Annotated in this window: 19 protein-coding genes; 10 read left to right on the top strand and 9 right to left on the bottom strand. The window is 67.2% G+C overall.

Annotated features, from left to right (window positions below):
- Positions 1-11 precede the first annotated feature (11 nt).
- A complete protein-coding gene (locus AUL28_RS23655) occupies positions 12-173 on the top strand; it encodes a LuxR C-terminal-related transcriptional regulator (protein ID WP_374701406.1) in 162 nt (53 codons plus the stop codon).
- Positions 174-243: 70 nt separating this feature from the next.
- Here the strand turns inward: AUL28_RS23655 and metH are convergent, their stop codons facing one another.
- From metH to tkt, 4 genes are all read right to left on the bottom strand, one after another.
- The gene (gene metH, locus AUL28_RS03370; RefSeq protein ID WP_062230662.1) at positions 244-4008 is read right to left on the bottom strand and encodes a methionine synthase; all 3765 of its coding nucleotides are present in this window, start codon (positions 4006-4008) and stop codon (positions 244-246) included.
- 151 nt (positions 4009-4159) lie between these two features.
- On the bottom strand, positions 4160-4987 hold the full coding sequence (locus AUL28_RS03365; RefSeq protein ID WP_062230669.1) for a Cof-type HAD-IIB family hydrolase: 828 nt from the start codon (positions 4985-4987) through the stop codon (positions 4160-4162).
- Between the two features lie 93 nt (positions 4988-5080).
- Positions 5081-6058, bottom strand: a complete 978-nt coding sequence (gene gnd / locus AUL28_RS03360; RefSeq protein WP_062230661.1) for a phosphogluconate dehydrogenase (NAD(+)-dependent, decarboxylating) — start codon at positions 6056-6058, stop codon at positions 5081-5083.
- Between the two features lie 107 nt (positions 6059-6165).
- Positions 6166-8265: a transketolase gene (tkt, locus tag AUL28_RS03355; protein WP_082640224.1), complete on the bottom strand. Its 2100-nt coding sequence runs from the start codon at positions 8263-8265 to the stop codon at positions 6166-6168.
- Positions 8266-8560: 295 nt separating this feature from the next.
- On the opposite strand from tkt, the gene exbB reads away from it, so the two are divergent.
- The 3 genes from exbB to AUL28_RS03340 are packed head-to-tail and all read left to right on the top strand — an operon-like array spanning position 8561 to position 11057.
- Complete coding sequence (gene exbB / locus AUL28_RS03350) at positions 8561-9583, top strand: tonB-system energizer ExbB (RefSeq protein WP_062230660.1); 1023 nt, start codon at positions 8561-8563, stop codon at positions 9581-9583.
- A 4-nt stretch (positions 9584-9587) separates the two neighbouring features.
- Positions 9588-10049: a TonB system transport protein ExbD gene (gene exbD, locus AUL28_RS03345; RefSeq protein ID WP_062223328.1), complete on the top strand. Its 462-nt coding sequence runs from the start codon at positions 9588-9590 to the stop codon at positions 10047-10049.
- A 12-nt stretch (positions 10050-10061) separates the two neighbouring features.
- Complete coding sequence (locus AUL28_RS03340; protein ID WP_062230659.1) at positions 10062-11057, top strand: cell envelope integrity protein TolA; 996 nt, start codon at positions 10062-10064, stop codon at positions 11055-11057.
- A 64-nt stretch (positions 11058-11121) separates the two neighbouring features.
- Here the strand turns inward: AUL28_RS03340 and AUL28_RS21970 are convergent, their stop codons facing one another.
- Positions 11122-11556, bottom strand: a complete 435-nt coding sequence (locus AUL28_RS21970) for a lysozyme inhibitor LprI family protein (protein ID WP_082640223.1) — start codon at positions 11554-11556, stop codon at positions 11122-11124.
- A 103-nt stretch (positions 11557-11659) separates the two neighbouring features.
- Positions 11660-12985, bottom strand: a complete 1326-nt coding sequence (locus AUL28_RS03330; protein ID WP_062230657.1) for an NAD(P)H-dependent oxidoreductase — start codon at positions 12983-12985, stop codon at positions 11660-11662.
- 197 nt (positions 12986-13182) lie between these two features.
- On the opposite strand from AUL28_RS03330, the gene AUL28_RS03325 reads away from it, so the two are divergent.
- The 5 genes from AUL28_RS03325 to AUL28_RS03305 all read left to right on the top strand — a co-directional run bounded on the left by AUL28_RS03325 (position 13183) and on the right by AUL28_RS03305 (position 19960).
- The gene (locus tag AUL28_RS03325; protein ID WP_062230656.1) at positions 13183-13896 is read left to right on the top strand and encodes a response regulator transcription factor; all 714 of its coding nucleotides are present in this window, start codon (positions 13183-13185) and stop codon (positions 13894-13896) included.
- Entirely contained in the window at positions 13896-16409 is a 2514-nt protein-coding gene (locus tag AUL28_RS03320; RefSeq protein ID WP_062230655.1) for a sensor histidine kinase, read from the top strand. Before AUL28_RS03325 ends, AUL28_RS03320 begins: the two co-directional genes overlap by 1 nt.
- Before the next feature lie 265 nt (positions 16410-16674).
- Positions 16675-17631, top strand: coding sequence for a Bug family tripartite tricarboxylate transporter substrate binding protein (locus tag AUL28_RS03315; RefSeq protein ID WP_058599984.1), 957 nt, complete (start codon positions 16675-16677; stop codon positions 17629-17631).
- Positions 17631-18110 carry a tripartite tricarboxylate transporter TctB family protein gene (locus AUL28_RS03310; RefSeq protein WP_062230654.1) on the top strand — a complete coding sequence of 160 codons (480 nt, stop codon included), beginning with the start codon at positions 17631-17633 and terminating at the stop codon, positions 18108-18110. The genes AUL28_RS03315 and AUL28_RS03310 overlap by 1 nt, the downstream gene beginning before the upstream one ends.
- 239 nt (positions 18111-18349) lie before the next feature.
- Entirely contained in the window at positions 18350-19960 is a 1611-nt protein-coding gene (locus AUL28_RS03305; protein ID WP_058599982.1) for a tripartite tricarboxylate transporter permease, read from the top strand.
- 82 nt (positions 19961-20042) lie between these two features.
- Here the strand turns inward: AUL28_RS03305 and AUL28_RS22515 are convergent, their stop codons facing one another.
- The 3 genes from AUL28_RS22515 to AUL28_RS03295 form a co-directional block, all read right to left on the bottom strand.
- Positions 20043-20219, bottom strand: a complete 177-nt coding sequence (locus tag AUL28_RS22515; RefSeq protein ID WP_156419874.1) for a hypothetical protein — start codon at positions 20217-20219, stop codon at positions 20043-20045.
- Positions 20220-20345: 126 nt separating this feature from the next.
- The gene (locus tag AUL28_RS03300) at positions 20346-20678 is read right to left on the bottom strand and encodes a hypothetical protein (RefSeq protein WP_062230653.1); all 333 of its coding nucleotides are present in this window, start codon (positions 20676-20678) and stop codon (positions 20346-20348) included.
- A complete protein-coding gene (locus tag AUL28_RS03295) occupies positions 20650-20913 on the bottom strand; it encodes a hypothetical protein (protein ID WP_062230652.1) in 264 nt (87 codons plus the stop codon). The genes AUL28_RS03300 and AUL28_RS03295 overlap by 29 nt, the downstream gene beginning before the upstream one ends.
- 324 nt (positions 20914-21237) lie before the next feature.
- Here AUL28_RS03295 and AUL28_RS03290 point away from each other — a divergent pair, with 324 nt between their 5' ends.
- A complete protein-coding gene (locus AUL28_RS03290; protein ID WP_244493399.1) occupies positions 21238-23211 on the top strand; it encodes an AI-2E family transporter in 1974 nt (657 codons plus the stop codon).
- Positions 23212-23607: the final 396 nt, after the last annotated feature.

Below are 23607 nucleotides of genomic sequence, written 5' to 3'. Positions count from 1 at the left end.
GGGTCGCACTTCTGATCGCTGCCGGACATACGACGAAGACGGCGGCGGAATACCTGGCGGTGAGCGACGAGACCGTTCGCAGTCATCTCAAAGCGGCCTACACGAGGCTCGGAATCGATCGCCAAGCCGATCTTGTCCGTCTCGTGGGAAAGGTCGTGCCTTTCGAGACCTGACAAGACCGGCAATCCCGTGGCCTCGCTCTCGACACCGATATCCCATACCCCTTCACATGGGCTTGCGCCCTCACCCCCGCGCCGTCGGCACGTAGTTCAGCACCGGCCCGAGCCAGCGCTCGACCTCGGCGACGGCCATGCCCTTGCGGTTGGCATAGTCTTCGACCTGATCGCGCTCCACCTTGGCGACGCCGAAATAATAGCTTTCGGGATGGGAGAAGTAGAGGCCCGAAACCGAGGAGCCCGGCCACATGGCGTAGCTTTCCGTCAGCGTGACGCCGGTCTGCGCTTCGGCGTCCAGCAGCTTGAAGAGCGTGACCTTTTCCGTGTGGTCGGGCTGGGCGGGATAGCCAGGCGCGGGACGAATGCCCGCATAGGGCTCGGCGATCAGCTCTTCGGGCGCGAAGCTTTCGTCCGGCGCATAGGCCCAGAGATCGCGGCGCACATGCTCGTGCATCCGCTCGGCGAAGGCCTCGGCGAAGCGATCGGCCAGCGCCTTCACCATGATGGCGGCATAGTCGTCATTGGCCTTGGCGAAGCGGTTCGAGATCTCTTCCTCTTCGATGCCGGCCGTCACCACGAAGCCGCCGAGATAGTCGGCGGCACCCGTCTCGACAGGCGCGACGAAATCGGCGAGCGCCACGTTCGGCCGGTCGCCACGCTTGGAGAGCTGCTGGCGTAGCGTGAAGAACGTGGCGAGTTCGGTGTTGCGCGCCTCGTCCGTGAAGAGCCTGACATCGTCGCCCACGGCATTGGCTGGCCAGAAGCCGACCACGGCGCGCGGGCGGAACCAGCTTTCCTCAATGATCTGACGCAGCATGGCCTGCGCGTCGTCCCAGAGCTGGCGCGCGGCCGCCCCTTGCGCCTCGTCCTCCAGGATCGCGGGATAGCGGCCCTTCAGCTCCCAGGTCTGGAAGAAGGGCGTCCAGTCGATATAGCGGGCGAGATCGGCGAGATCCCAGGTCTCGAAGGTGCGGATGCCGAGGAAGGTGGGCTTGGCCGGGCGGGCGCTCGACCAGTCGATCTGCTGGCGGTTCTCGCGCGCGCGCTCCAAGGGCAGGCGCTGCTTCTCCGCCTCGGCCTGCGCGTGTTTCTCGGCCACGGTCTCGTATTCGCGGCGGATGCCTTCGGCATAGCTCGCCCGCCCTTCGGGCGAAAGGAGGTTGGACACGACGCCGACGGCGCGGCTGGCGTCGGTGACATAGACCGTCTGGCCCTTGCGATAGCGCGGGTCGATCTTCACCGCCGTATGCACGCGACTCGTCGTCGCCCCGCCGATCAGCAGCGGCACGTCGAAGCCCTCGCGCTCCATCTCGGAGGCCACATGCACCATCTCGTCCAGCGAGGGCGTGATGAGGCCGCTGAGGCCGATCACGTCGACCTTCTCGGCCTTGGCGGTTTCGAGAATCTTGGCGGCGGGCACCATGACGCCGAGGTCGATCACCTCGTAATTGTTGCAGGCGAGAACGACGCCGACGATGTTTTTGCCGATGTCGTGGACATCGCCCTTCACCGTCGCCATCAGGATCTTGCCGGCGCTGGAGCGCTCGGAGCCGCCATTGAGGCGCTTTTCCTCCTCCATGTAAGGCAGGAGATGGGCAACGGCCTGTTTCATAACGCGGGCGGACTTCACGACCTGCGGCAGGAACATCTTGCCCGCGCCGAAGAGATCGCCGACGACGTTCATGCCCGCCATCAGCGGGCCTTCGATCACATGAAGCGGGCGCTCGGCCTTGAGGCGCGCTTCCTCCGTGTCGGCGTCGATATACTCGGTGATGCCGTTGACGAGCGCGTGCGAAAGCCGCTCCTCGACCGTCCCTTCGCGCCAGGTGAGGTCCTTGGCCTTGGCTTCCTTGCCCGCCGTGCCGCGATAGCGCTCGGCGATCTCCAGAAGGCGCTCGGTCGGACTCTTGCCCTCCCGGCCCGGCCGGTTGAGCACCACGTCCTCACAGGCTTCGCGAAGATCGGGGTCGATCGTATCATAGACGGCGAGCTGGCCGGCATTCACGATGCCCATGTCCATGCCCGCCTGGATGGCGTGGTAGAGGAACACGGCGTGCATGGCCTCGCGCACCGGCTCGTTGCCGCGGAACGAGAAGGAGAGGTTCGACACGCCGCCCGAGATATGGGCATGCGGCAGGCTCGTGCGGATCGTGCGCGTCGCCTCGATAAAGGCGACGCCGTATCCATCATGCTCCTCGATGCCCGTCGCAACCGCGAAGACGTTGGGGTCGAAGACGATGTCTTCGGGCGGAAAGCCGTTCTCGGTCAGGAGCTTGTAGGCGCGCGAGCAGATCGCGACCTTGCGCTCGAAACTGTCCGCCTGCCCCTCCTCGTCGAAGGCCATGACGACCACCGCCGCGCCGTAGAGGCGGCACAGGCGGGCGTGGTGGAGGAAGGCTTCCTCGCCTTCCTTCATGGAGATCGAGTTGACGATCGGCTTGCCCTGCACGCATTGCAGGCCGGCCTCGATCACCTCCCATTTGGAGCTATCGATCATCACCGGCACGCGGGCGATGTCGGGCTCGGAGGCGACGAGGTTGAGGAACTCGACCATCGCGGCTTTCGAGTCGATCAGCCCCTCGTCCATGTTGACGTCGATGATCTGCGCGCCGTTCGCCACCTGATCGCGCGCCACGTCGAGCGCCGCCGCATAGTCGCCGGCGGTGATCAGCTTGCGGAACTTGGCCGAGCCCGTGACATTGGTGCGCTCGCCGACATTGACGAAGGGAATGTCCTTGGTGAGCGTGAAGGGCTCCAAGCCCGACAGGCGCATCATGGGCGTGAGCTTGGGCACCGCGCGCGGCGCGAGGCCTGCCACGCTTTCGGCAATGGCGCGGATATGCTCGGGCGTCGAGCCGCAGCAGCCGCCGACGATGTTGATCAGCCCTTCTTCGGCAAAGCCGCGCACCTGACGCGCCATCGCGTCCGGCGTTTCGTCATATTGGCCGAATTCGTTGGGCAGGCCGGCATTGGGATAGGCGCAGAGGAACGTATCGGCGACGCCGGAGAGTTCGGCCAGATGCGGGCGCATGGCCTCGGCGCCGAGCGCGCAGTTGAGGCCGATCGTGAAGGGCTTGGCGTGGCGCACCGAATGCCAGAAGGCGGTCGGCGTCTGGCCCGAAAGCGTGCGCCCGGACAGATCGGTGATCGTGCCCGAGATCATGACCGGCAGCGAGATGCCGGCTTCCGCGAAGACCTCTTCGGCCGCGAAGATCGCCGCCTTGGCGTTCAGCGTGTCGAAGATCGTCTCGATCAGGATGATGTCGGAGCCACCATCCACGAGGCCGCGCACCTGGGTCGCATAGGCCACGCGCAGATCATCGAAGGTGACGGCGCGGTAGCCGGGATTGTTCACGTCGGGCGAGATCGAGGCCGTCCGGTTGGTCGGGCCGATGGCCCCGGCCACGAAGCGGCGGCGGCCATCGGCGGCTTCGGCGCGCGCGCAGGCGCGGCGGGCGACGGCCGCGCCCTCGCGGTTCAGCTCGTAGACCACCGCTTCCATCGCGTAGTCGGCCTGCGCGATGGTGGTGCCCGAAAACGTGTTGGTCTCAACGATATCCGCCCCGGCCATGAGATAGGCGAAGTGAATGTCCTCGATCGCCTTGGGCTGGGTCAGAACCAGAAGGTCGTTGTTGCCCTGAAGATGGCAGGTGCAATCATGGAACCGATCGCCCCGGAAGTGCTCCTCCTGAAGGCCGAGCCCTTGGATCTGCGTGCCCATCGCGCCGTCGAGGATCAGGATACGCTCGCGCGCCGCCTTGCGCAGCGCGGTCCAGACATCCTCGCGCGGACGGCTGGGCGAGGCGAAGAGGGTGTCGCTGACGAGGCTCATGGCACGGGCTCCGAGGATCGGCGCACGAACAGGCGCGCCATCATCATATAAAGATCGCTTTATATGAACGGAAACCGCTTGGCGAGCGGGACATTGGACGAGAGGCCGGGAATGCGGCAGCGCTCCCTTACGTGCTCGCCGCTGAATGTCCTCAGCTGCGTGCCGCCACGAGTTGGTCCAGCAACTGGGCGACGCCATCCTCTTCGTTGCTGGCGGTGACATGGCGCGCTTGTGCGCGCACCTCCTCGGGGGCCTGCCCCATGGCGACCGACAGGCCGACCGGGGCGAACATCGGCACATCGTTCGCCATGTCGCCGATCGCGGCGGTGGCCTCCAAGGGGATGCCGGCGGCGCGCGCCAGCGCCTCGACGCCCGCGCCCTTGTTGGCGGCCGCCGTCGTCACGTCCAGAAAATAGGGCTGTGAGCGCACGACATTGGCGCTCGGGCCGAGCGCCGCGCCGACCGAGGCTTCCAGTCGGCGGACCAGGGCATGGTCGTCGCAAACGCCCATGATCTTGTCGGCCCGCCCCAGCCAAGGCGAAAAGTCCGACGCGATGGTCGGCTCGACGCGCGAGGCGCGCCGCTCCATCGCGCCATGCCCGGTGCTGTCGTCCCGCGCGATCCAGAGCCCATCGGCAAACACCCAGATGGGAAGGCCCGCTTCGTCCAGAAGCTCGACCGCGCGGCGCGCATCCTCTTCGCTCAGGCGATGCGCCTCGACGATGCGCCCGCCCGGCTCGAACAGCGTGCCGCCATTAAAGGCCCCGACCGCGCCCTCGAGCCCCAGCCGCTCCACCAGCTCTCCCAGGCCGCTCGGCGGACGGGCGCTGACCAGCGTGAAACCGATGCCCGCCGCACGCGCGCGGGCGACGGCCTGGAGCGTGCGCTCCGACAGGCTTTTGTCGTTGCGCACCAGTGTTCCATCGATATCGGACACGACAAGGCGGATGGAGGCGGCGAGCGCGGGATCGAGGGACATCGAGACCTTGCGGAGGGTTCGGGAACAGGAAACGGGCGCGGAACGAATGCCGCGCCCGTCGAGATGGAGCAAGAGCCCGATGGGCCTTAAGGCCTATTGCGGGATTTCGACATGCCCACCGAAGCCGAAGCGCATGGCGGACAGCATCTTGTCGCCGAAGGTCGCCTCCTGGCGGGAGCGATAGCGCGCATAGAGCGCGGCCGAGAGCACGTTGACCGGCACGGCCTCTTCCATCGCCGCTTCCAGCGTCCAGCGGCCCTCGCCGGAATCGGCGACATTGCCGGAGAATTTCGCCAGATCCTTGTCGCCCGCCAGCGCGATGGCGGTGAGATCGAGCAGCCAGGAGGAGATCACCGAGCCGCGCCGCCAGACTTCGGCGATGTCGGGTAGGTTCAAGTCGAAGCGCTCGTTTTCCGGCAGATGCTCGGAATTCTTCGTCTTCAGGATATCGAAGCCTTCGGCATAGGCCTGCATGAGGCCGTATTCGATGCCGTTATGGACCATCTTGACGAAATGGCCCGCGCCGGCCGGGCCGGCATGGATATAGCCGCGCTCGGCGCGATCGTCCGGCGTGTTGCGCCCGCGCGTGCGCTCGATGTCTCCATAGCCTGGCGCCAACGCGTCGAAGATCGGATCGAGATCGCGCACTGTCTCGTCCGGTCCGCCGATCATCATGCAATAGCCGCGCTCCAGACCCCAGACGCCGCCCGAGGTGCCGACATCGACATACTGAATGCCATGCGGCCTCAACTCGGCGGCGCGGCGAATGTCGTCCTTGTAGAACGTGTTGCCGCCGTCGATGATCACGTCGCCTTCGCGGCAGAGCGGGGTGAGATCGCGGATCGTCGCCTCGGTCGGCTCGCCGGCCGGCAGCATGACCCAGAACACGCGGCGGCCGGAGAACTGGCCGGCCAGCTCTTCCAGCGAGGCCGCGCCCTTGGCCCCTTCGCCCGCGAGAGCCGAGACGGCCTCCGCGTTGCGGTCGAACACGAAGGCTTCGTGGCGGTGGTTCATCAGGCGTCGGGCGATATTGCCGCCCATTCGGCCAAGGCCGATGATCGCGATCTGCATAGGGTCTTCTCTTCGACAATCAGATGGGAACGGGTGCGGCCGCCCTCCCAAGGGCCGAACCCAGCGGTGCCCGCCCGGCACGCGGCCGGAGGGGCGGCGGGGACGTGTCAGCCCTTGCGGGCCGCGATCTGCTCCTTGGCCTTGGCCAGCACCGCCTCGGCGGTGAAGCCGAATTTCTGCTGGAGCTTGGCGAGCGGCGCGGACGCGCCGAAGGTGGACATGGTGACCTTGGCCCCCTTGGCGCCGACATAGCGGTCCCAGCCCATGGAGCCGGCCTGCTCCACCACGACACGCGCCATGATTTCGGGCGGCAGAACGCTGTCGCGATAGGCCTGATCCTGCTTCTCGTAAAGCTCCCAGGAGGGCAGCGACACGACGCGGGCCTTGATGCCTTCCGCCCGCAGGCTCTCATAGGTCTCGATGCAGAGCGCAATCTCCGAGCCCGTGCCGATGAGAATGACATCGGGCGTCTCGTTGGGGTCGCCGGCGAGCACATAGCCGCCGCGCTTCAGGCCGGACGCCGGCGCGTATTTGGTGCGGTCCAGCGTCGGCAGAGGCTGACGCGAGAGGACGAGCGCAGTCGGCTCATGCGTCTGCTCCATGGCGACGCGCCAGGCTTCCGCCGTCTCGTTGGCGTCGCAGGGACGGATCGTGTTGAGGCCGGGAATGGCGCGCAGGCTCGCCAGATGCTCGATCGGCTGATGCGTCGGCCCGTCTTCGCCGACGCCGATGGAATCATGGGTGAAGACCCAGACCACCGGAATTTCCATGATGGCAGACAGGCGCACGGGCGCGCGCATATAGTCGGAAAAGACGAGGAAGGTGGAGGCGTAGGAGCGCACATAGGAGAGCGCCATGCCATTGGCGATCGCGCCCATCGCGTGTTCGCGAATGCCGAAATGCAGGTTGCGCCCGGCATAATTGTCGGGCCCGAAGGAGCCGGCATCGGCAAAGCCGAGCTTGGTCTTGTTGGACGGGGCGAGATCGGCCGAACCGCCGACAAGATAGGGCACGGTCTCGGCAATCGCGTTCAGCACCTTGCCGCCGGCATCGCGCGAGGCGACGCCCTTGGCGTCGGGCTCGAAGCTCGGAAGAGCCTTGTCCCAGCCCTCCGGCAGGCGACCGGCGCGCATGGCCTCGATCTGCGCCGCCAGTTCGGGATAGGCCTTGGCATAGCGCGCGAAATCGGCCTCCCACTTCTCGCGCAGCGGGCGACCGCGTTCCGCCACCGCCGCATGGAAGGCTTCCGCGACGCCCTCCGGCACCAGGAAGCTCTGATCCTCCGGCCAGCCATAGAAGCGCTTGGCGCCCTTCACATCCTCGGCGTCGAAGGCTTCGCCATGAGCGGAAGCCGTGCCCTGCTGCTTCTGAAGGCCATAGCCGATCACGGTATCCACCACGATCAGGGTCGGCCGGTCGTCGGTCGCGCGGAACTCGTTCAGCGCCTCGCGGATGGCACCCAGATCATTGCCATCCGTGACATGCAGCGTCTTCCAGCCATAGGCGCGGAAGCGCTCGGCCACGTCCTCGGAGAAGGTGAGATTGGTGAAGCCTTCGATCGAAACCTTGTTGTTGTCGTAGATCCAGCAGAGGTTCGAGAGCTTGAGATGGCCGGCCATGGAGGCGGCTTCGGAGGCGACGCCCTCCATCATGTCGCCGTCGCCGCACAGGACGAAGACGTCATGGTCGAACAGCTGGGCGTCGGGCTTGTTGTAGCGCGCCGCCAGCCAGCGCTCGGCCAGCGCCATCCCGACCGAATTACCGCAGCCCTGCCCGAGCGGACCCGTCGTCGTCTCGACGCCCGTCGTCATCCGGTATTCCGGGTGGCCCGGCGTCTTGGAGGACAGTTGGCGAAACTGTTTGATGTCGTCCAGCGAGACGGCCGGCTGGCCAGTCTTCTTGCCATGGGCGTCGATTTCCTCGACGCCCGCCAGATGCAGGACCGAATAGAGCAGCATCGAGCCATGGCCGACCGACAGCACGAACCGATCGCGGTTCGGCCAGTCCGGCGCGGAGGGGTCGTAGCGCAGGAACTCCGTCCAGAGCGTATAGGCCGTGGGCGCGAGCCCGAGAGGCGCGCCGACATGGCCCGAATGGGCCTTCAGCACGGCGTCCATGGACAAGGTGCGGATCGTGTCGATGGCGAGCTGGGCCGAGCCCTTCTGGCTCGTGCTCTCGTCGGTCGGGGTCTTGGGCAGAGCGCTCATGGCGGAATCCTTCGTCCTTCGAGACGAAATGCGTCGAGGGCGGAAAAGGCGGCAGCCTTTTCCATGGCCGAACAAGGGACGGCGTCGTCTCGGGGCCGGAGATGGAGCAGCCGTCGCATCCGTCGATGGTCGTGGACGGATAAATCCGCGTGGGAAAAAGGGGCTTGATGCGAGAGCGGCGCTTCGCCTATGGAAAACATGACTCGTTAAATCATGTATTGGCGACAATCTCGCGACGGCCGGCAGAGGGCCGAGACCCGCGACGCTCGCCCCGCCCCAACCGGAAGGCTCCGCCATGCTCGGACTCCGACCCATCGCGACACCGGCGCAGGCCGGCGAGACGGCGCGCTCGCGCCTGATCGTCCCCACGCTTCTGGCCTCCCTGCTCTTGGCCGGCCCGGCGCTGGCGCGAGAGGGTGGCGCGTCGCCAGCCGCCCCCGCTCCGATGGAAGCCCAACCGGCCCCATCCACCGGCGCGCCCGACGCGTCCTCCGCCGCGCCGCCCGCGCAGAGCGCGACGCCGGCCGTCACGCCCAGCATCGAAGGCCAAACCACCGCCACCGCCTTCGCGCAAGGCGATGACACCACCCCAGCCGGCGCGCTCGGAACCGGACATGACCTTTCCGCCTGGGGCATGTTCATGGCGGCCGACATCGTGGTGAAGTCGGTCATGGCGGGTCTCGCCTTCGCCTCCGTCGTCACCTGGACGATCTGGCTCGCCAAGGTGCTGGAACTCGTGGGCGCGCGCGGCCGGGCGCAGCGCGGCGTGCGCCGCCTCGCCGAGGCCAAGGGCCTGCCAGAGGGCGACGAGCTGGAGGCGGCCGGCTGGCGCGGCGGCCCCGTCGCCGCCATGGTGCGCACGGCCGTTGCGGAGCGCGAGCGCTCGAGCGGCCTGCCCTCCGAGGGCGTGAAGGAGCGCGTGGCGACCGCGCTTCAGCGCATCGAGGCGCGCGCGGGACGGCGCATGGCGCGCGGCACGGGCCTTCTGGCGACCATCGGCTCCACCGCCCCTTTCATCGGTCTGTTCGGCACGGTCTGGGGCATCATGAACTCCTTCATCGGCATCTCGAAGGCCAACACGACCAATCTCGCCGTGGTCGCGCCGGGCATTGCCGAAGCGCTGCTCGCCACCGCCATCGGCCTCGTCGCGGCCATTCCCGCCGTGATCATCTACAACGTGTTCGCCCGCGCCATCGGCGGCTACAAGGCGGTTCTGGCCGATGCCTCGGCCGGCGTGCTCCAGCACCTCTCGCGCGATCTCGACCGGGCCAAGACGGCGGCCGTCCTGCGCGGCCCCTCACGCGTCGCGGCGGAGTGAAACCATGGGAGTGAGCCTTCGCAGCAGCGGTGACGACGACGACACCAGCGAACTCGCCGACATCAACATCACGCCCTTCATCGACGTGGTGCTGGTTCTCCTGATCATCTTCATGGTGGCCGCGCCCCTCTCCACCGTGGACGTGCCGGTGGATCTGCCCGTGTCCAACGCACAGCCGCAGGAGCGGCCGAACGAGCCTCTGTTCCTCACCGTGTCAGACGATCTGAACCTGACCCTGGGCGAACAGCCGCTGGATCGCGGCGCGCTCCAGGCCGCGCTCGACGCCAAGACAGGGGGCAAGCGCGACGAGCGCATCTTCCTGCGCGCCGATGAAAAGGTCGCCTATGGCGATCTGATGGAGGTGATGAATCTCCTGCGCTCGGCCGGCTATCTCAAGATCGCGCTGGTCGGGCTGGAATCGGCACCAAGCCCGGAGGCTCCCGCCGCGCCCGCCGCCCAGCCCTGACGGCCCGATCTCATGACCCTTCCCATCTCAGCTTCGGGAGAGCGCGGCGGACGCTGGCTGGCCTCGCTGCGCTGGAGCACGGCCGCGATCGCCATGGTCGCGGTTCATGCCAGCGCAGCCTTCTTCGTCTCGCAGATACCCCCGCCCGTCGCGCCTCCGCAGGGCGCGCCGGACGCGGCCGTCCTGATCGACCTCGCCCCACCCGCGCCGCCGCCGAGCGCCCCGGCCGCTGACGCCCCGCTGACCGAAGCGCCCCCCGAAGAGGCACCGCCCGAGCCACAGCCCGAACCGACACCGGAGCCGACGCCCGAACCCGTCGCGCCGCCGCCCGAACCTGTTCCGCCGGAACCCGCGCCCCCGGATCCCGCGCCGCCGGAGCCTGTGGCCGAGCCCGAGCCGCCCGTCCCCGAGCCGGTCGTGGAGCCGGAGCCCCAGCCCGAACCGCCGCCGCCCGAGCCGATGGTGGAACCCGAGCCGCTGCCCGAACTCCCCAAGATGGAAGCGCCGCCGGAGGTGGCGGCGAATGCGCCCGTGCCGCTGCCGCGCCCGACGCCGCCCGAGCGCCCGGGCGTCGTGGAAAAAGCGCAGGAGCGCAAGGCAGCGCCCAAACCCCGCCGCGAGCGCCCGCGCGAAGAGGCCAAGCCTCGCGCGCAGAAGCCGCGCGCCGCCCCGCCTCCATCTCGCGCCGCGCAGGCGTCCAACGCGCCATCAACGCAAGGAGCGCCCAAATCCCCCTCAGCAACGGATGAGGCACGCTGGCAATCGCAGGTTCGGGCTCGCGTCATGCGCTTCACGCGCACACTTCGTCGGGGTGGAGGCGGCACGGCGACGGTAACGTTCACGGTCGGCCCATCGGGTGCGGCATCCGACATCCGCTTGGCGCGCTCGTCCGGCAATCCGGTCGTGGATCAAGCGGCGCTCGACGTCGTGCGCCGGGCCAGCCCGTTCGCGTCTCCGCCATCGGGAGCCAGCAAATCCGTGACGTTGCCGCTCCACTACAAGTCTTAGGCGGGGCGGCCTGGAAGCGACACGATCTGCGTTCTCCAGCAGACCGTGCCGCTTTCTTCGGCCTTTACGAAGACCAATCCAGTTCGATGGCACGGCGGGCCGTCATGTCCATTCTGACAAATTCGACATTGGCCAAGACCCAAGTCGATGCCGCGCCTTGCGAATTCGCTTCCATCCGATCCATCTCGGCGTCGCGAAATTGAACCCAGAGCCGTTGAGCCACCCGCAACGTTTCGACCTGTCTCGCCTTCAACGCAGGATCATCATCATAACCTTGGATCATCTCAAGCTGCCGCTTGAAATTGTTGTTCAGCAGCCGGTCCCAGGCCCCAGCCTCTCGCGACCGGCAGAAATAAGTCTGGATGGAAACAGGTTCTTGGGAGGAAGCACTCTCACAGGAGCGAACGACCGTTCCGATACATTCGCTTTTGGCAGCGTCGGAATGGGCTGCTTCCACACAAGCCTGAAGGCGCGCGACATCTGCGGCAGTTTCCTGCACGTTCGATGCCCCGCTTCCATGAGCCTTTGGTCAAAGGCCTTTCGAATACGCAGTTGAGACAGTCATGGCGAAGCGCTCGATCCCAAGGATCGAGCCCTCCAAATCAAGCCCTCACGAACCGCGCGTCCGCCTCGTCCAGGAGCCGGCGAATCTGCGTCACCTCCAGCGAGGCATCCGGTGCGCAGTTGGCGTAGGTGAGCTTTTCACCGGCCTTGATCGCTTGCGTCACCACGCCGCCCTCGGCCAGACCCAGCGGCAGGCCGCCGGCGGCGCGGGCGTCTTCCCAGGTCATGGCGAAGCCGCGATACTGGGTTTCGCCGATGCGCCCGAGCGTTTCGCCCACGGCCAAATCGCGTTTGGCGACGGCGATGCATTCGCCGACCGGATGGTCGAGGGGCTCCAGATGCGGCGCGCCGCGCATCACGGCATGGATCGCCGACAGCGGCACCTCGATCGAGGTGAGATGGAACGGGCGGTAGAGGGCGAAGCAGGGGCCGGGGCCGACCTTGAGATCGGCGATACGCTCCAGAACGCGCGGATGCCGAGGCTTCACGATGCAGAAGACGCCGGGCGCGACGCCCTTGCCGATCGTGTAATCGACGCAGCCGGGGCGCGAAAGAATGCCGCCATCCTCCTTCGAGCAGAGAACCTGCGCCAAGCGCTCGGACGAGGCGTCCGGCCCGTGCATGCCCGGCACGTCGGGTTTCAGGCCCGTCGCATTGGCGATGGCGGTCATTTCCACCATGGTCTTGGAGCCGTCCACGAACTCCACCAACATGCGCGCATTCATGTTGCGCCGGGCCGCTTCCGCCTCGTAATCGGCCGGGACGGCAGAGAAGTCGAGCGCGTTGTTCTTGCCCTTGCCCGCGCAGACGATGTCGAGACCGAGCGACTGGGCAAGGCCGATCAGTTCGATGGTCGATTGCGGCTCGTCGCCGGCCGCGCCCGTGTAGACGACGCCCGCGCGCTTGGCCTCGGCTTTCAGATAGCGGCCGATCGTGATGTCGGCCTCGACATTCAGCATGACCAAATGCTTGCCGTTGCGAAAGGCTTCGAGCGCGATGCGCGTGCCCGCGCTGGGGCTGCCCGTCGCATCGATCACGACATCGATCCGCCCCGCCGCACAGAAGGTGCGGAAATCCTCGACGATCGCGACATCGCCGGCCTCGATCGCGGCATCGACAGTGGCAGGGGTTTCGGCCGAGCGCCCCGCGCCCGCCTCGTAGCCGGCAAAGCGCAACGTCTCGCGCGCGCGGTCGGCCTTGGAGGTCGAGACCGCGCCGAGTCGGACGCCCGGCATCAGGAGAAGCTGAACCATGAGATCGGTGCCCATCTGGCCCGCACCCGCAAGGCCGACCGTGACGGGACCGCGCTCCTGCGCATAGGCCAGAAGTTCGGCCGCAAGGCCCACGCGCGCGATCTTGTCCATGGCCGACGGCCCCCTCGTTCCTCGCGCGCCAGAGTGGCGCGGCGTTGTCTGGGGATAAGGGGTGCACCGCCCTGGGATCAACCACCTTCCACCGTGAGCCACCGCGACAGAGACGCCGGACGGTTTGCAAACCGCCGGGGCCTCCCTATGCTGGCACCGGATCGAATGTCCGGGGATGGAACAGGCAGCCCGTCGCCATGCGTATGCTTCTGGTGGAAGACAATGAGGGGCTGGGAGACGCGGTGAACCGGCACCTGCGCAATGCCGGCCATTCGGTCGAATGGGTGCGCTCGGGCGAGGATGCGCTGGAAGCCTTCGCGCTGGAGCCGTTCGACGCGGTGATCCTCGATCTCTCGCTGCCGGGGCGCGACGGCATTTCCGTGATCGCCGAGCTGAGGCGCGGGCGCTCCAGCGTGCCGGTTCTCGTCGTCACCGCGCGAGCCGAGATCGACGACAAGATCAGCCTTCTGGATCAGGGCGCGGACGATTATCTCGTCAAACCCTTCGACCTGCGGGAGTTGGAAGCGCGGCTGCGCGCCCTCCTGCGCCGCCCGGCCGGGCAGACCACCAGTCTAGCGCGGGTCGGCGACGTGGAAATGGACATGGCGGGCCATCTCGTCACCGTCGGCGGCCGGGCTGTGGATCTCGGCCGGCGGGAGTTTCGCCTGCTCGAAATCCTTCTCTCAAAGCCAGGCGTCGTGGTGCAGAAGGAGCAGCTGATGGCGCAGCTCTTCTCCTATGACGAGATGGTCTCGACCAACGCGCTGGAGCTCTACGTCTCGCGCCTGCGCCGCAAGCTGGAAGGGGCTTCCGTCGAGATCGCCACCGTGCGCGGGGCGGGCTATGTCGCGCGCGTTGCCGGCGAGCCTGCCAGCAAGCCCAAGGCGACCGGCGAGCGGCTGGGCGGTTGATGCCGCCGACCCTCGCCCGCGCGGATCGGCGCAAGAGGGCACGTGCCAAACGCCCCGTCTCGATCCGCAAGCGCATTCTCTTCTTTGGCGGGGCGCTGCTTCTGGCCGCCGCCTTCGCGCTGGTCGTCTATATCCGAGATTATGCCGAACGCGCCTCCGACCGCGCCTTCGACCGGCTGCTCGCGGCCTCGGCGCTGACGATCGGCGGCGCGGTGCAGCTGGAGGCCGGCCGGGTCACGGTGGAACTGCCGCTCGCCTCCTTCGCCATGTTCTCGGGCGAGGACCGCATATTCTACGCCGTGGAGTCGCCGCAAGGGCAGAACGTCACGGGCGAAGCCGACCTGTCCGAGGGGCTGGCCCCGGCCACGGGCAGCGATCCCGTTTTCGCCGACAAGGCGTTCCGCGACGATCGAGTGCGCGTGGCGAGCGTCGGGCGGCTCGTCTCCACCGCCGAGGGCACGGGCTGGGTGACGATCCGCGTCGCCGAGACACGCGGTGAGCGGGACGCCTTGGCGCGCGAAATCCTCCACAACGCGCTCTGGCCGATCCTTCTCCTAACGCTTCTGGCGCTGCTGCTTCTCTGGGCCGGGATCGGGCGCGCCTTCGCTCCGCTCCTGTCGCTGGAGACGCACTTACGCGAGCGCTCGCCCGACGATCTCTCGCCCGTCGAACTCCCCACCCCGTCCGAGACCGCGCAACTCGTCGGCGCGCTGAACGGCTTCACCGCCCGGCTGAAGCTCGCGCGCGAACGGCTGGAGGCGCTGGTGGCGGAAGCCGCGCATGAGGTGCGCACGCCCTTGGCCTCGCTGCGCGCGCAGGCCGAGCTGGCGCTGGCCGAGCGCGACCCGGCCGCACTGCGGCGCGATGTGGAGCGCATTCACGAGGGGGCCGTGCAGGCGAGCCAGCTCGTCTCGCAGCTTCTGATGGACGCGACCGTGACGCACCGTCTCGAAAACCAGCCCGAGCCCACACCCGTCGCCCCGCTGGCGCAGGAAGTGGTCCGACGCCTCAGCCCCGATCTGTCGGATCGGGTGAGCCTTTCCATCGCGCCCGATGCTGCCGAGGCGGAGCTTGATGTCGACCGCGTGGTGCTGCGCGAAGCCATCCGCAACCTCGTGGACAATGCCCTGCGCTATAGCGAAGGCGAGGTGGAGATTTCGATTGCGCGGGACGGCCCGGCGCTCGACATCGCCGTGCGCGACCGGGGTCCGGGCATCCCCGACCATGAAAAGCCCCTCGTCTTCGGCCGCTTCCGCCGAGGCGAGGCGGGCTCGCGGATCGACCGGGGGGGCTCGGGCCTGGGGCTCGCCATCGTGGCGCGCGTGGCCGAGGCCCATCGCGGCGCGGTGCTGCTGCGTGACCGCGAAGGCGGCGGGCTCGCCGTGCATCTTCGCCTGCCGGCCGAGGCCACGTCGGCTTCACAGCCGCCAGCGCCGGATCGCCGCCACGTGCTCGCCCTCCTGGCGCTGTTCACCGTCATCGCTGGCGCGTTTCTGGCGCCCCGCCCGGCCGAGGCGGCCGCCGACTTCCCAGCGCGCGAAAAGCCGGCGGCGGCCACGCTTCACATTCTGGGCGCGACCGACACGGGGCTTTTCTCCCATCTCATCCGCGCCTTTCAGGCGGCCCATCCGATCATCGCCGTTGCTTACGAGGAAAACGAAAGCCGGGCGGTCTATGACCAGCTCGTGTCGGGGCAGAAGACCGCGCCCGATCTCGTGGTCAGTTCGGCCTCCGATCTTCAGGTGAAGCTCGTCAACGAAGGGTTGGTGCGCCCGTTTGCGCCGATGCGGCTCGCCGCGATTCCCGACTGGGCGCGCTGGCGATCGGAGGTCTTCGGCTTCACCTTCGAGCCGGCCGTGATCGTCTACAACACCAACCTCGTGAAGCCCGAGGAAGCGCCGCGCACCCATCTGGAACTGGCCGAGCTTCTGGAGCGCGAGCCGCAGCGCTTTCTCGGGCGCGTGGGCACCTATGATGTCGCGCGCAGCGGCGTCGGCTATCTCCTGGCGACGCAGGATCAGGCCATTTCCTCGTATTTCTGGCGTCTGGCCGCCGCCTTCGGGCGAGCGCGGGTGCAACTCACCGCCTCAAGCCCCGAAATCCTCGACCGGATCGCGACGGGGGATCTCGCGATGGGCTACAATATCATCGGCTCCTATGCCTTCGCGCGGGCCGATGCCGGCGCGCCCATCGGCATCGTGGTGCCGGACGATTACGTGCTCGTGTTTTCCCGCTCGCTTCTCATCCCCGAGGACGCGCCGCAGCCCGAACTCGCCGAAGCCTTCATCGAGTTCGCCCTTTCGCCCGCCGGTCAGGCGATCCTCGCCGGCCCGGCCGCGCTTGGCGCGCTTCTGCCCGGCGCGGACGGGCGCTGGACGGCCGATCGCATCGCCTCGCTCGGTCAAGGCGCGGTGCAGCCGATCCGCTTCGGCCCTTCGCTTCTCGTCGGCCTCGACCGGCAGCGGCGCGAGCGCTTCCTTGCCACTTGGCAGGAAATCGTCTCCCCTCATTGAAACCTTTAACAATTCCAAAACACCCGAGCCGCCTGACAGGTTTTTGACAGGTCCGCGAGGTTAGTCTGGACGCGACGGCCGGGGAGGCTGGACGTGCAGTCGATGGGAGACCTGCGAAACGCTTGCAGCCGCGTTTCGCGCCGCCCGAATGTCTGGAGGGACATTCGCCGGCACAACCGATTTCGATTCTTGCTGCGTCCCTTCCCCTGCGATTTGACCGTCCACGGCCAAAAACCATTCGGTATTCGTTTCGGGAGGAATCCACATGAAGTCCTTGATCGTCGGCGCCTTCGTCGCGCTCGCCCTCGCCTCCACCTCGGCCCTGGCGCAGACCGCGCCGGCCTATGAGATCATGGCCCCGGCCTCGCCGGGCGGCGGCTGGGACCAGACGGCCCGCGCCATGCAGACCGTGCTGCAGGACACCAAGCTCGCCCGCAACGTGCAGGTGATCAACGTTCCGGGCGCCGGCGGCACGATCGGCCTCGCGCAGTTCGTCTCCACCAAGTCCGGCAACCCGGACGCGCTGCTCGTCGGCGGCTATGTCATGGTCGGTGCGATCCTGACCAACAATTCGCCCGTCACGCTGGACGAAGTGACCCCGCTCGCCCGCCTCACCGGCGAGGACGAAGCGATCGTCGTGCCCGCCTCCTCCCCCTACAAGACGATCGCCGATCTGGCTGCGGCCATGAAGCAGAACCCCGGCGCGGTGGCGATCGCGGGCGGCTCGGCCGGCGGCACGGACCATATCGCGGCCGGCCTGCTGGCGCAGGCCGTGGGCGCGGACCCCAAGGCCATCAACTACATCGCCTTCTCGGGCGGCGGCGAAGCTCTGGCGGCCATTCTCGGCCAGCAGGTCGCGGCCGGCATTTCCGGCTACGGCGAGTTCGAGTCCCAAGTGAAGGCGGGCACGCTGCGCCTGCTCGCCACCACGGGCGCCCAGCGCGTCGCGGGCTCGCAAGCTCCGACCCTGAAGGAGTCGGGCATCGACATGACCCTTCAGAACTGGCGCATGGTCGCCGGCGCGCCCGGCATCACGGACGAGCAGAAGACCGCGCTGATCGGCAATCTGGAGAAGATGGTCGCCAGCCCTGAGTGGAAGGCGGTTCTGGAGCGCAACAACTGGCAGAACACGTTCCTGGCCGGTGACGCGTTCAAGACCGAGCTCGCCAAGAACATCGCCGACACCAAGCAGGTGCTCACTGCGATCGGTCTCGTCCAATAATGACCGACCTGTCCAACCCCGCGCGCCGCCCCGATCGGGCGGCGCTGGCCATCGGCATCGGCATCGGCATTCTCGGCCTGTTTGTCGGGCTGGACGCGCGTGGGATCGGTGGCGGCAACTATGCCCGTATCGGCCCGGCGACCTTCCCCTATGTGATCGCCGCCGTGCTTCTCGCGCTCTCGGTCTGGACCATCGTCGAGGCTTGGCGCGGCGAGTTTCCCGAGCGCGACCATGACGAGTTCGGCCCCATTGCCTGGATCGTCGGCGGCCTCGCGGCGCAGCTGATCCTTCTGAACACGGCGGGCTTCTCGATCGCGACGGGCCTGCTCTTCGCCGCCACGGCCCGCGCCTTCGGCAAGCGAAAGCTCTATCTCTCGGTGCCGCTCGGCATTCTCATGAGCCTTGGTATCTGGGTTCTGTTCTCGCAGGTTCTGCGCCTGTCGCTGCCGGCGGGTCCGCTGGAGCGCCTGTTCTTTTAAGGCTTTGCGTGAAAGCCGGTTCGGCTTTCACATTCGGCGCTTGAGCGCATACGCCACGCTGGAGTCAGGCTTTTGGCGAGAGTGCCTTGAGCCTCCCCCGGCTCGCCGGCCGACGCCAGCCGCTTCAACACAGCAGACCGGGACGAGCCCCGGCGCCTTCAGCGCCCCCTGCCCCGACCGCACCGCATCCGCTCCGCCTCGCTGCGGCTCGCCCCTTCCTTCCCGCATGGGTTCTGCCGATGGATACATTCGCCCTTCTGGGCCAAGGCCTCATGACGGCCTCCCAGCCCATGAACCTTCTCTACGCGCTGATCGGCGTGACGCTCGGCACGGCGGTCGGAGTGCTTCCGGGCATCGGTCCGGCGCTGACGGTCGCGCTGCTTCTGCCCGTCACCTACCAGCTCGACGCCGCCGGCTCGCTGATCATGTTCGCCGGCATCTACTATGGCGGTATGTACGGGGGATCGACCACCTCGATCCTTCTGAACACGCCGGGCGAAAGCGCCTCGATCATCACCGCGCTCGAAGGCAACAAGATGGCCCGTAAGGGGCGCGGCGGCCCTGCGCTCGCCACAGCCGCCATCGGCTCCTTCGTCGCCGGCCTGATCGCGACGCTGGGCCTTGCGTTTCTCGCGCCCGTCATCGTCTCGTTCGCCTTGTCCTTCGGCCCGGCCGAATATTTCGCGCTGATGATCCTCGCCTTCGTCACCGTCTCGGCCGCCTTCGGCGACTCGGCGCTGCGCGGGCTCACCAGCCTCGCGCTCGGCCTGACGCTCGGCCTTGTCGGCATCGACCTGCAGACCGGTCAGGCGCGCCTGACGCTAACGCCCGTCGCCAAGTATTTCCGTGAGATGGCGGCCGATCCGACGGCCCCTCTGCACGCGCTCTGGGCCAGCCTGTCGTCGCTCTTCGGCGGCATCTCGGCCAATCTTCTGGATGGCATCGAAGTGACGACGCTCGCGGTCGCGCTCTTCGCCATCGGCGAAGCCCTCGTGGTCGCCGCCGCCGCCAGCCGCACGCCCGACACGATCGAGGCCGTGAAGGGCTCACTCTGGATGACCAAGGAAGACTGGAAGCGCTCCTGGAAGCCTTGGCTGCGCGGCACGGCGGTCGGCTTCCCGATCGGCGCCATGCCGGCGGGCGGCGCCGAGATCGGCACGTTCCTCTCCTACTCCATGGAAAAGAACCTCTCCAAGCACCCGGAAGAGTTCGGCCATGGCGCGATCGAAGGCGTCGCCGGCCCGGAAGCGGCCAACAACGCCTCGGCCGCCGGCACGCTGGTTCCGCTGCTGACGCTCGGCCTGCCCACCTCGGCGACGGCCGCCATCATGCTCGCCGCCTTCCAGCAGTTCGGCCTCCAGCCCGGCCCGCTTCTCTTCATCACCTCACCGCAGATCGTCTGGGGCCTCGTCGCCAGCCTTCTGATCGCCAATCTGATGCTGGTGGTTCTGAACCTGCCGCTGATCGGCGTCTGGGTCCGGCTGCTCACGATCCCCCGCCCCTGGCTCTATGCCGGCATTCTCGTCTTCGCGACGCTCGGCTGCATCGGCGCCAACCCCTCGGCGGTGGAACTGGGGATGCTGCTCTTGTTCGGCCTGCTCGGCTACATGCTGCGCCGCTTCGGCTATCCGATCGCGCCTGTCGTGGTCGGCCTGATCCTCGGCCCCATGGCCGAGCAGCAGCTGCGCCGGGCGCTGGCCATCAGCCAGGGTGACCCGAGCATTCTCGTTCACTCGGTTCTGGCGGTGACGCTCCTGACCCTCGCGGTCCTAGCCCTGGTCGTCCCAATGATCCTGCGCGCTCGGGGCCGTGGCAAGCTCCTCTCGGCCATGGCCTCCGACGAGGACTAAGCGCTCCCACATCGAAGCCATGCAAAAAGGGCAGCCCCGCGAGGGGCTGCCCTTTGTCGTTAGCGGAAGAGGATGACAGCGTTCAGCCGCGCTTGATGCCGTAGAAGGCTTCCGGGTCGATGCCGGCCGATTTCAGCGCCGCACGGCTCGGGCGCTTGCCGGCCTCGGCGGCAGCGGCGCAGGCGACTGCACCGCTCATCGTGTCCGCGAAGCTGCGGATCTGGTGGCCGAACTGGCGGATGCGGGACGTGCTGCTCATCTTCTTCTCCTCGATCTGTTGAGAAGAAGATGGGCGTTTCGCGCTCCGCTTAGAAGAGACGCCACGGCGAGGGAGCCATGCAAAAACGCAAAGGCTCGCAAGTGGCGACCATCAAATCGATTGAACCTATCGGGTTTTCTGCCAGCCGCTCGCCTTGAGCCATGTTCTCAGCGTATTGGGCATGGCGTGAGCCCCGTCGAGATTGATGAAGAAGGGCCTCTCTCCCAGCGGGAACGTCAGCTGATAGGCGATGATCACGGCCTCGGAGCAGGTCACAGTCTTGATCACCTCGTTGCCCGGCTGCGAAAAGCGGTCGGGCGTCGCCTTCCCCATCTCGTACCGCTCGCGATATTTCATCAGCCGCGTGAAGGCCTCCGGCCCAAAGGCGGAGTCCCCGGCAAAAAGCCTGACAGCGCGATACTTGCCGTACTCAGCGCCCGCCGCGATCGCGTCGGCCACTCGCTGCAACTCCGCCTTGCGCGCGTCGGCATTCGAACACTTGGCCCGGCGGCCGGAAATGCTCCACTCCGGCCCCTTCCGACATGTAGAAGCTCTGGCTTCCGGTCTCGTACTGGTCGGATGTCTTGTGGAAGTTCTTCTTGTGATTGGCGTGGATCACGGTTCTGGCGTCGTAGGCCATGCCGATGTGATGGAACGGCCCGTTGGGAAAATAGAGAATATCGCCTGTTTCCACGTCCGAACCCTTCCTGGTTGACAATCCCGAAGCCAGCGGGCCAGCCCCGCTCTTGCCCATCCAGGCTGAAGCAGCACGGGACGCGCGAGACAGATCGCGAGGATCAAAACGGCTCTACGGTCGGCGTCGTCGGCCCCGCAAGGGAGCCAAGGCAACAAGAGACGGAGAGGAAAGTTTTACCGGGCGCGCGGAGCAAACGGGCCTTTGTCCCGAGCCCTATTGAGTCCGGCTCGAAATTTGCACCGGACAAGGAACCTCGTTCCGTTTCCAGCATTCGGCGAGGTTGACGCTGCGATCGGTTTCGCGCGACCAAAGGATGCTGCCTTGGATATCGTTACCTCGCAAATGCTTCGGCGCGCGCTGCCTCTGTTCACCGCGCTGGCGGTAACGGTCCTGATCCTGGCTGTGTCTTCGATCCTTTATCTCGGGCGTGAAATCTTCGTTCCCTTCGCGCTCGGCATCCTTCTGTCCTTCATTCTCGCACCCATCGTCATCAAGCTGCAGCGGCACCGCATCCCTCGCATCTTCGCCATCTCGGGTGCGATCCTGGTCGCGACCGTCGTCATCCTCGGGCTTGGCTTCCTAATCGCGACGCAGGTTACGGGGCTGGTTGGCGAAATCCCGTCCTACCGCGTGACGGTCGAGCAGAAGCTGCGCTCCCTGTCGGAATCGGCGCAATCGCAGGGCAACGGGCCGTTCAGCCGGGCGGCCGTGGCACTGGAAGAGATGGCCGCCGACATCCAGAAGCTTGCCGCTCCCGCGGAAGGGGACGCCAACGCGCCCAAGCCCATCCCGGTGACGGTGGAGAATTCGGGCAGCCTGTTCGAGACGATCAGCGCGGTCGCCCTGCCGCTTCTCTCGCCCATCGCGACCTTCGGCGTCGTGATCATCTTCGCCATCTTCATCCTGCTCCAGCGCGAGGATCTTCGAAACCGCTTCATCCGACTGGCCGGCACGGACGATCTGCAACAGACGACCGCCGCAATCGACGACGCGGCCAAACGCCTGTCGAAGCTTCTCCTGTTCCAGCTTGGCGTGAACGCCGCCTTCGGTGCGATGACGGCGCTGGGTCTCTGGCTGCTCGGCGTGCCGAGCCCGGTTCTCTGGGGCATTCTCGGCGGCATCCTGCGCTTTATCCCTTATGTCGGTGGCTTCGTCGGCGCGGGCCTGCCGATGCTTCTGGCCTTCGCGGTCGATCCCGGCTGGTCCATGGTGATCTGGACGGCGGTTCTCTATCTCGGCGCGGAAGCGCTTCTCAGCAACGTGGTCGAGCCCGTGCTCTACGGCCATTCCACCGGGCTCTCGCCCGTCGCCATTCTTCTGGCGGCCACGGTCTGGGCGCTGCTCTGGGGGCCGGTCGGTCTGATTCTCGCGACCCCGCTCACCATCTGCCTCGTCGTCATGGGCCGGCATGTGCAGCGCCTCGCCTTTATCGACGTCATGTTCGGCGACCGGCCGGCGCTCTCGCCGCCGCAGATCTTCTATCAACGGATGCTGGCCGGTGCGCCGCAGGAAGCGGCCGATCAGGCGCGCGAATTCCTGCGCGAACGCGAACTGGCGACCTACTATGACGAAGTGGCGCTGGAGGGGCTTCGCATCGCGCATGAGGACGTGGCGCGCTTCGCCGTAAAGGGAGAGCGGCTAGATGTGTTGCGCGCGGCGACGCTGGAACTCACCGAAGAGGTCGGCACGCTTCGCCCCTCACGCCGGCGCAAGGCGCATCTGACGGCCGAGGCGGCGGCGGCGGTGGATGCGGTCGGCCCCGATCAGGAGGTCACGCGCATCGTCCAGCGCAAGGAAGACCTCGCGCCCGAATGGCGCGGGCCGACGCCGGTCGTCTGCCTGTCCGGCGGCAATGCGCTGGACCAGACGGTCGCGACCATGCTGACGCAGGTTCTGGAGCGCCATGGGCTCGGCGCGCGGCATCTGTCTCTGGCGGAACTGCGCCAGAACCCACCGTCCCGCAAGGATGCCGAAGGCGTGGCGCTGGTCTGCCTCTCCTTCATCGAGCCGCTTTCGACCGTGCATCTGCGACAGGCCGTGCGCGAGGTGCATCGCGTGGCACCGCGCGCGCGCATCATGATCGGCATCTGGCGCCAGCGCGACCCCGCCATGTTGCAGGAGCTGCAGCGGCGCGTTCACGCCGATGCGCTGGTGACGACGCTAAACAAGGCGCTCGCCGCAGCCCTCGAAATGTCCGGCCAGAAGCTGGCGCAGACACCCGAGCCCCGCCCGAAACAGTCTCCCGAGCGCCCCGGCAATGTGGTGGAAGCGGAGGCCTCGGCCGTCGCGATGTAGGATAGCCCATTACGCTCACGCCCGTTGTCTCGAAGGCCCGCCCGTCACGGCGGGCCTTTTGCGTTGGGCGGCGCGTGCGGCACGAAGGCCTGCCCCCCTCCCGGCGTCTCAACCAAGGCTTCATGATGCATGCAGGAGGCGGTGCCGTCTGGAGGGAGCGGGGGGATCGCCAAAGCGAAACCGAGCGCTCGCGAGAACGGGAGGCCGAGACGAGAGCCAACGTTGAAGAAGGGGCAAGCGGCCAGCGGGCGCGTGGCAAGGAACAAGCGGCAAGGTGACGGGCATCGAGATGGAGCGATGCGGCTTGCCCTTTTCGTAGCGCCGTTTGCCGCCTCCCCCTGCAGCCTGCCAAAACGAAAGGGGCCGCGTCCTTCGACGCGGCCCCTTTGTCTGTTC

Source organism: Aureimonas sp. N4 (assembly GCF_001463925.1).
GTDB lineage: Bacteria > Pseudomonadota > Alphaproteobacteria > Rhizobiales > Rhizobiaceae > Aureimonas > Aureimonas ureilytica_A.
This window is presented reverse-complemented; position numbering and strand designations above follow the sequence as displayed.

What these genes read in the sequence shown, in the direction of transcription:
- metH (WP_062230662.1), bottom strand. Translation starts at nt 4,008, where the DNA reads ATGAGCCTCGTCAGCGACACCCTCTTCGCCTCGCCCAGCCGTCCGCGC.
- AUL28_RS03365 (WP_062230669.1), bottom strand. Translation starts at nt 4,987, where the DNA reads ATGTCCCTCGATCCCGCGCTCGCCGCCTCCATCCGCCTTGTCGTGTCC.
- gnd (WP_062230661.1), bottom strand. Translation starts at nt 6,058, where the DNA reads ATGCAGATCGCGATCATCGGCCTTGGCCGAATGGGCGGCAATATCGCC.
- tkt (WP_082640224.1), bottom strand. Translation starts at nt 8,265, where the DNA reads ATGAGCGCTCTGCCCAAGACCCCGACCGACGAGAGCACGAGCCAGAAG.
- exbB (WP_062230660.1), top strand. Translation starts at nt 8,561, where the DNA reads ATGCTCGGACTCCGACCCATCGCGACACCGGCGCAGGCCGGCGAGACG.
- exbD (WP_062223328.1), top strand. Translation starts at nt 9,588, where the DNA reads ATGGGAGTGAGCCTTCGCAGCAGCGGTGACGACGACGACACCAGCGAA.
- AUL28_RS03340 (WP_062230659.1), top strand. Translation starts at nt 10,062, where the DNA reads ATGACCCTTCCCATCTCAGCTTCGGGAGAGCGCGGCGGACGCTGGCTG.
- AUL28_RS03330 (WP_062230657.1), bottom strand. Translation starts at nt 12,985, where the DNA reads ATGGACAAGATCGCGCGCGTGGGCCTTGCGGCCGAACTTCTGGCCTAT.
- AUL28_RS03325 (WP_062230656.1), top strand. Translation starts at nt 13,183, where the DNA reads ATGCGTATGCTTCTGGTGGAAGACAATGAGGGGCTGGGAGACGCGGTG.
- AUL28_RS03320 (WP_062230655.1), top strand. Translation starts at nt 13,896, where the DNA reads ATGCCGCCGACCCTCGCCCGCGCGGATCGGCGCAAGAGGGCACGTGCC.
- AUL28_RS03315 (WP_058599984.1), top strand. Translation starts at nt 16,675, where the DNA reads ATGAAGTCCTTGATCGTCGGCGCCTTCGTCGCGCTCGCCCTCGCCTCC.
- AUL28_RS03310 (WP_062230654.1), top strand. Translation starts at nt 17,631, where the DNA reads ATGACCGACCTGTCCAACCCCGCGCGCCGCCCCGATCGGGCGGCGCTG.
- AUL28_RS03305 (WP_058599982.1), top strand. Translation starts at nt 18,350, where the DNA reads ATGGATACATTCGCCCTTCTGGGCCAAGGCCTCATGACGGCCTCCCAG.
- AUL28_RS22515 (WP_156419874.1), bottom strand. Translation starts at nt 20,219, where the DNA reads ATGAGCAGCACGTCCCGCATCCGCCAGTTCGGCCACCAGATCCGCAGC.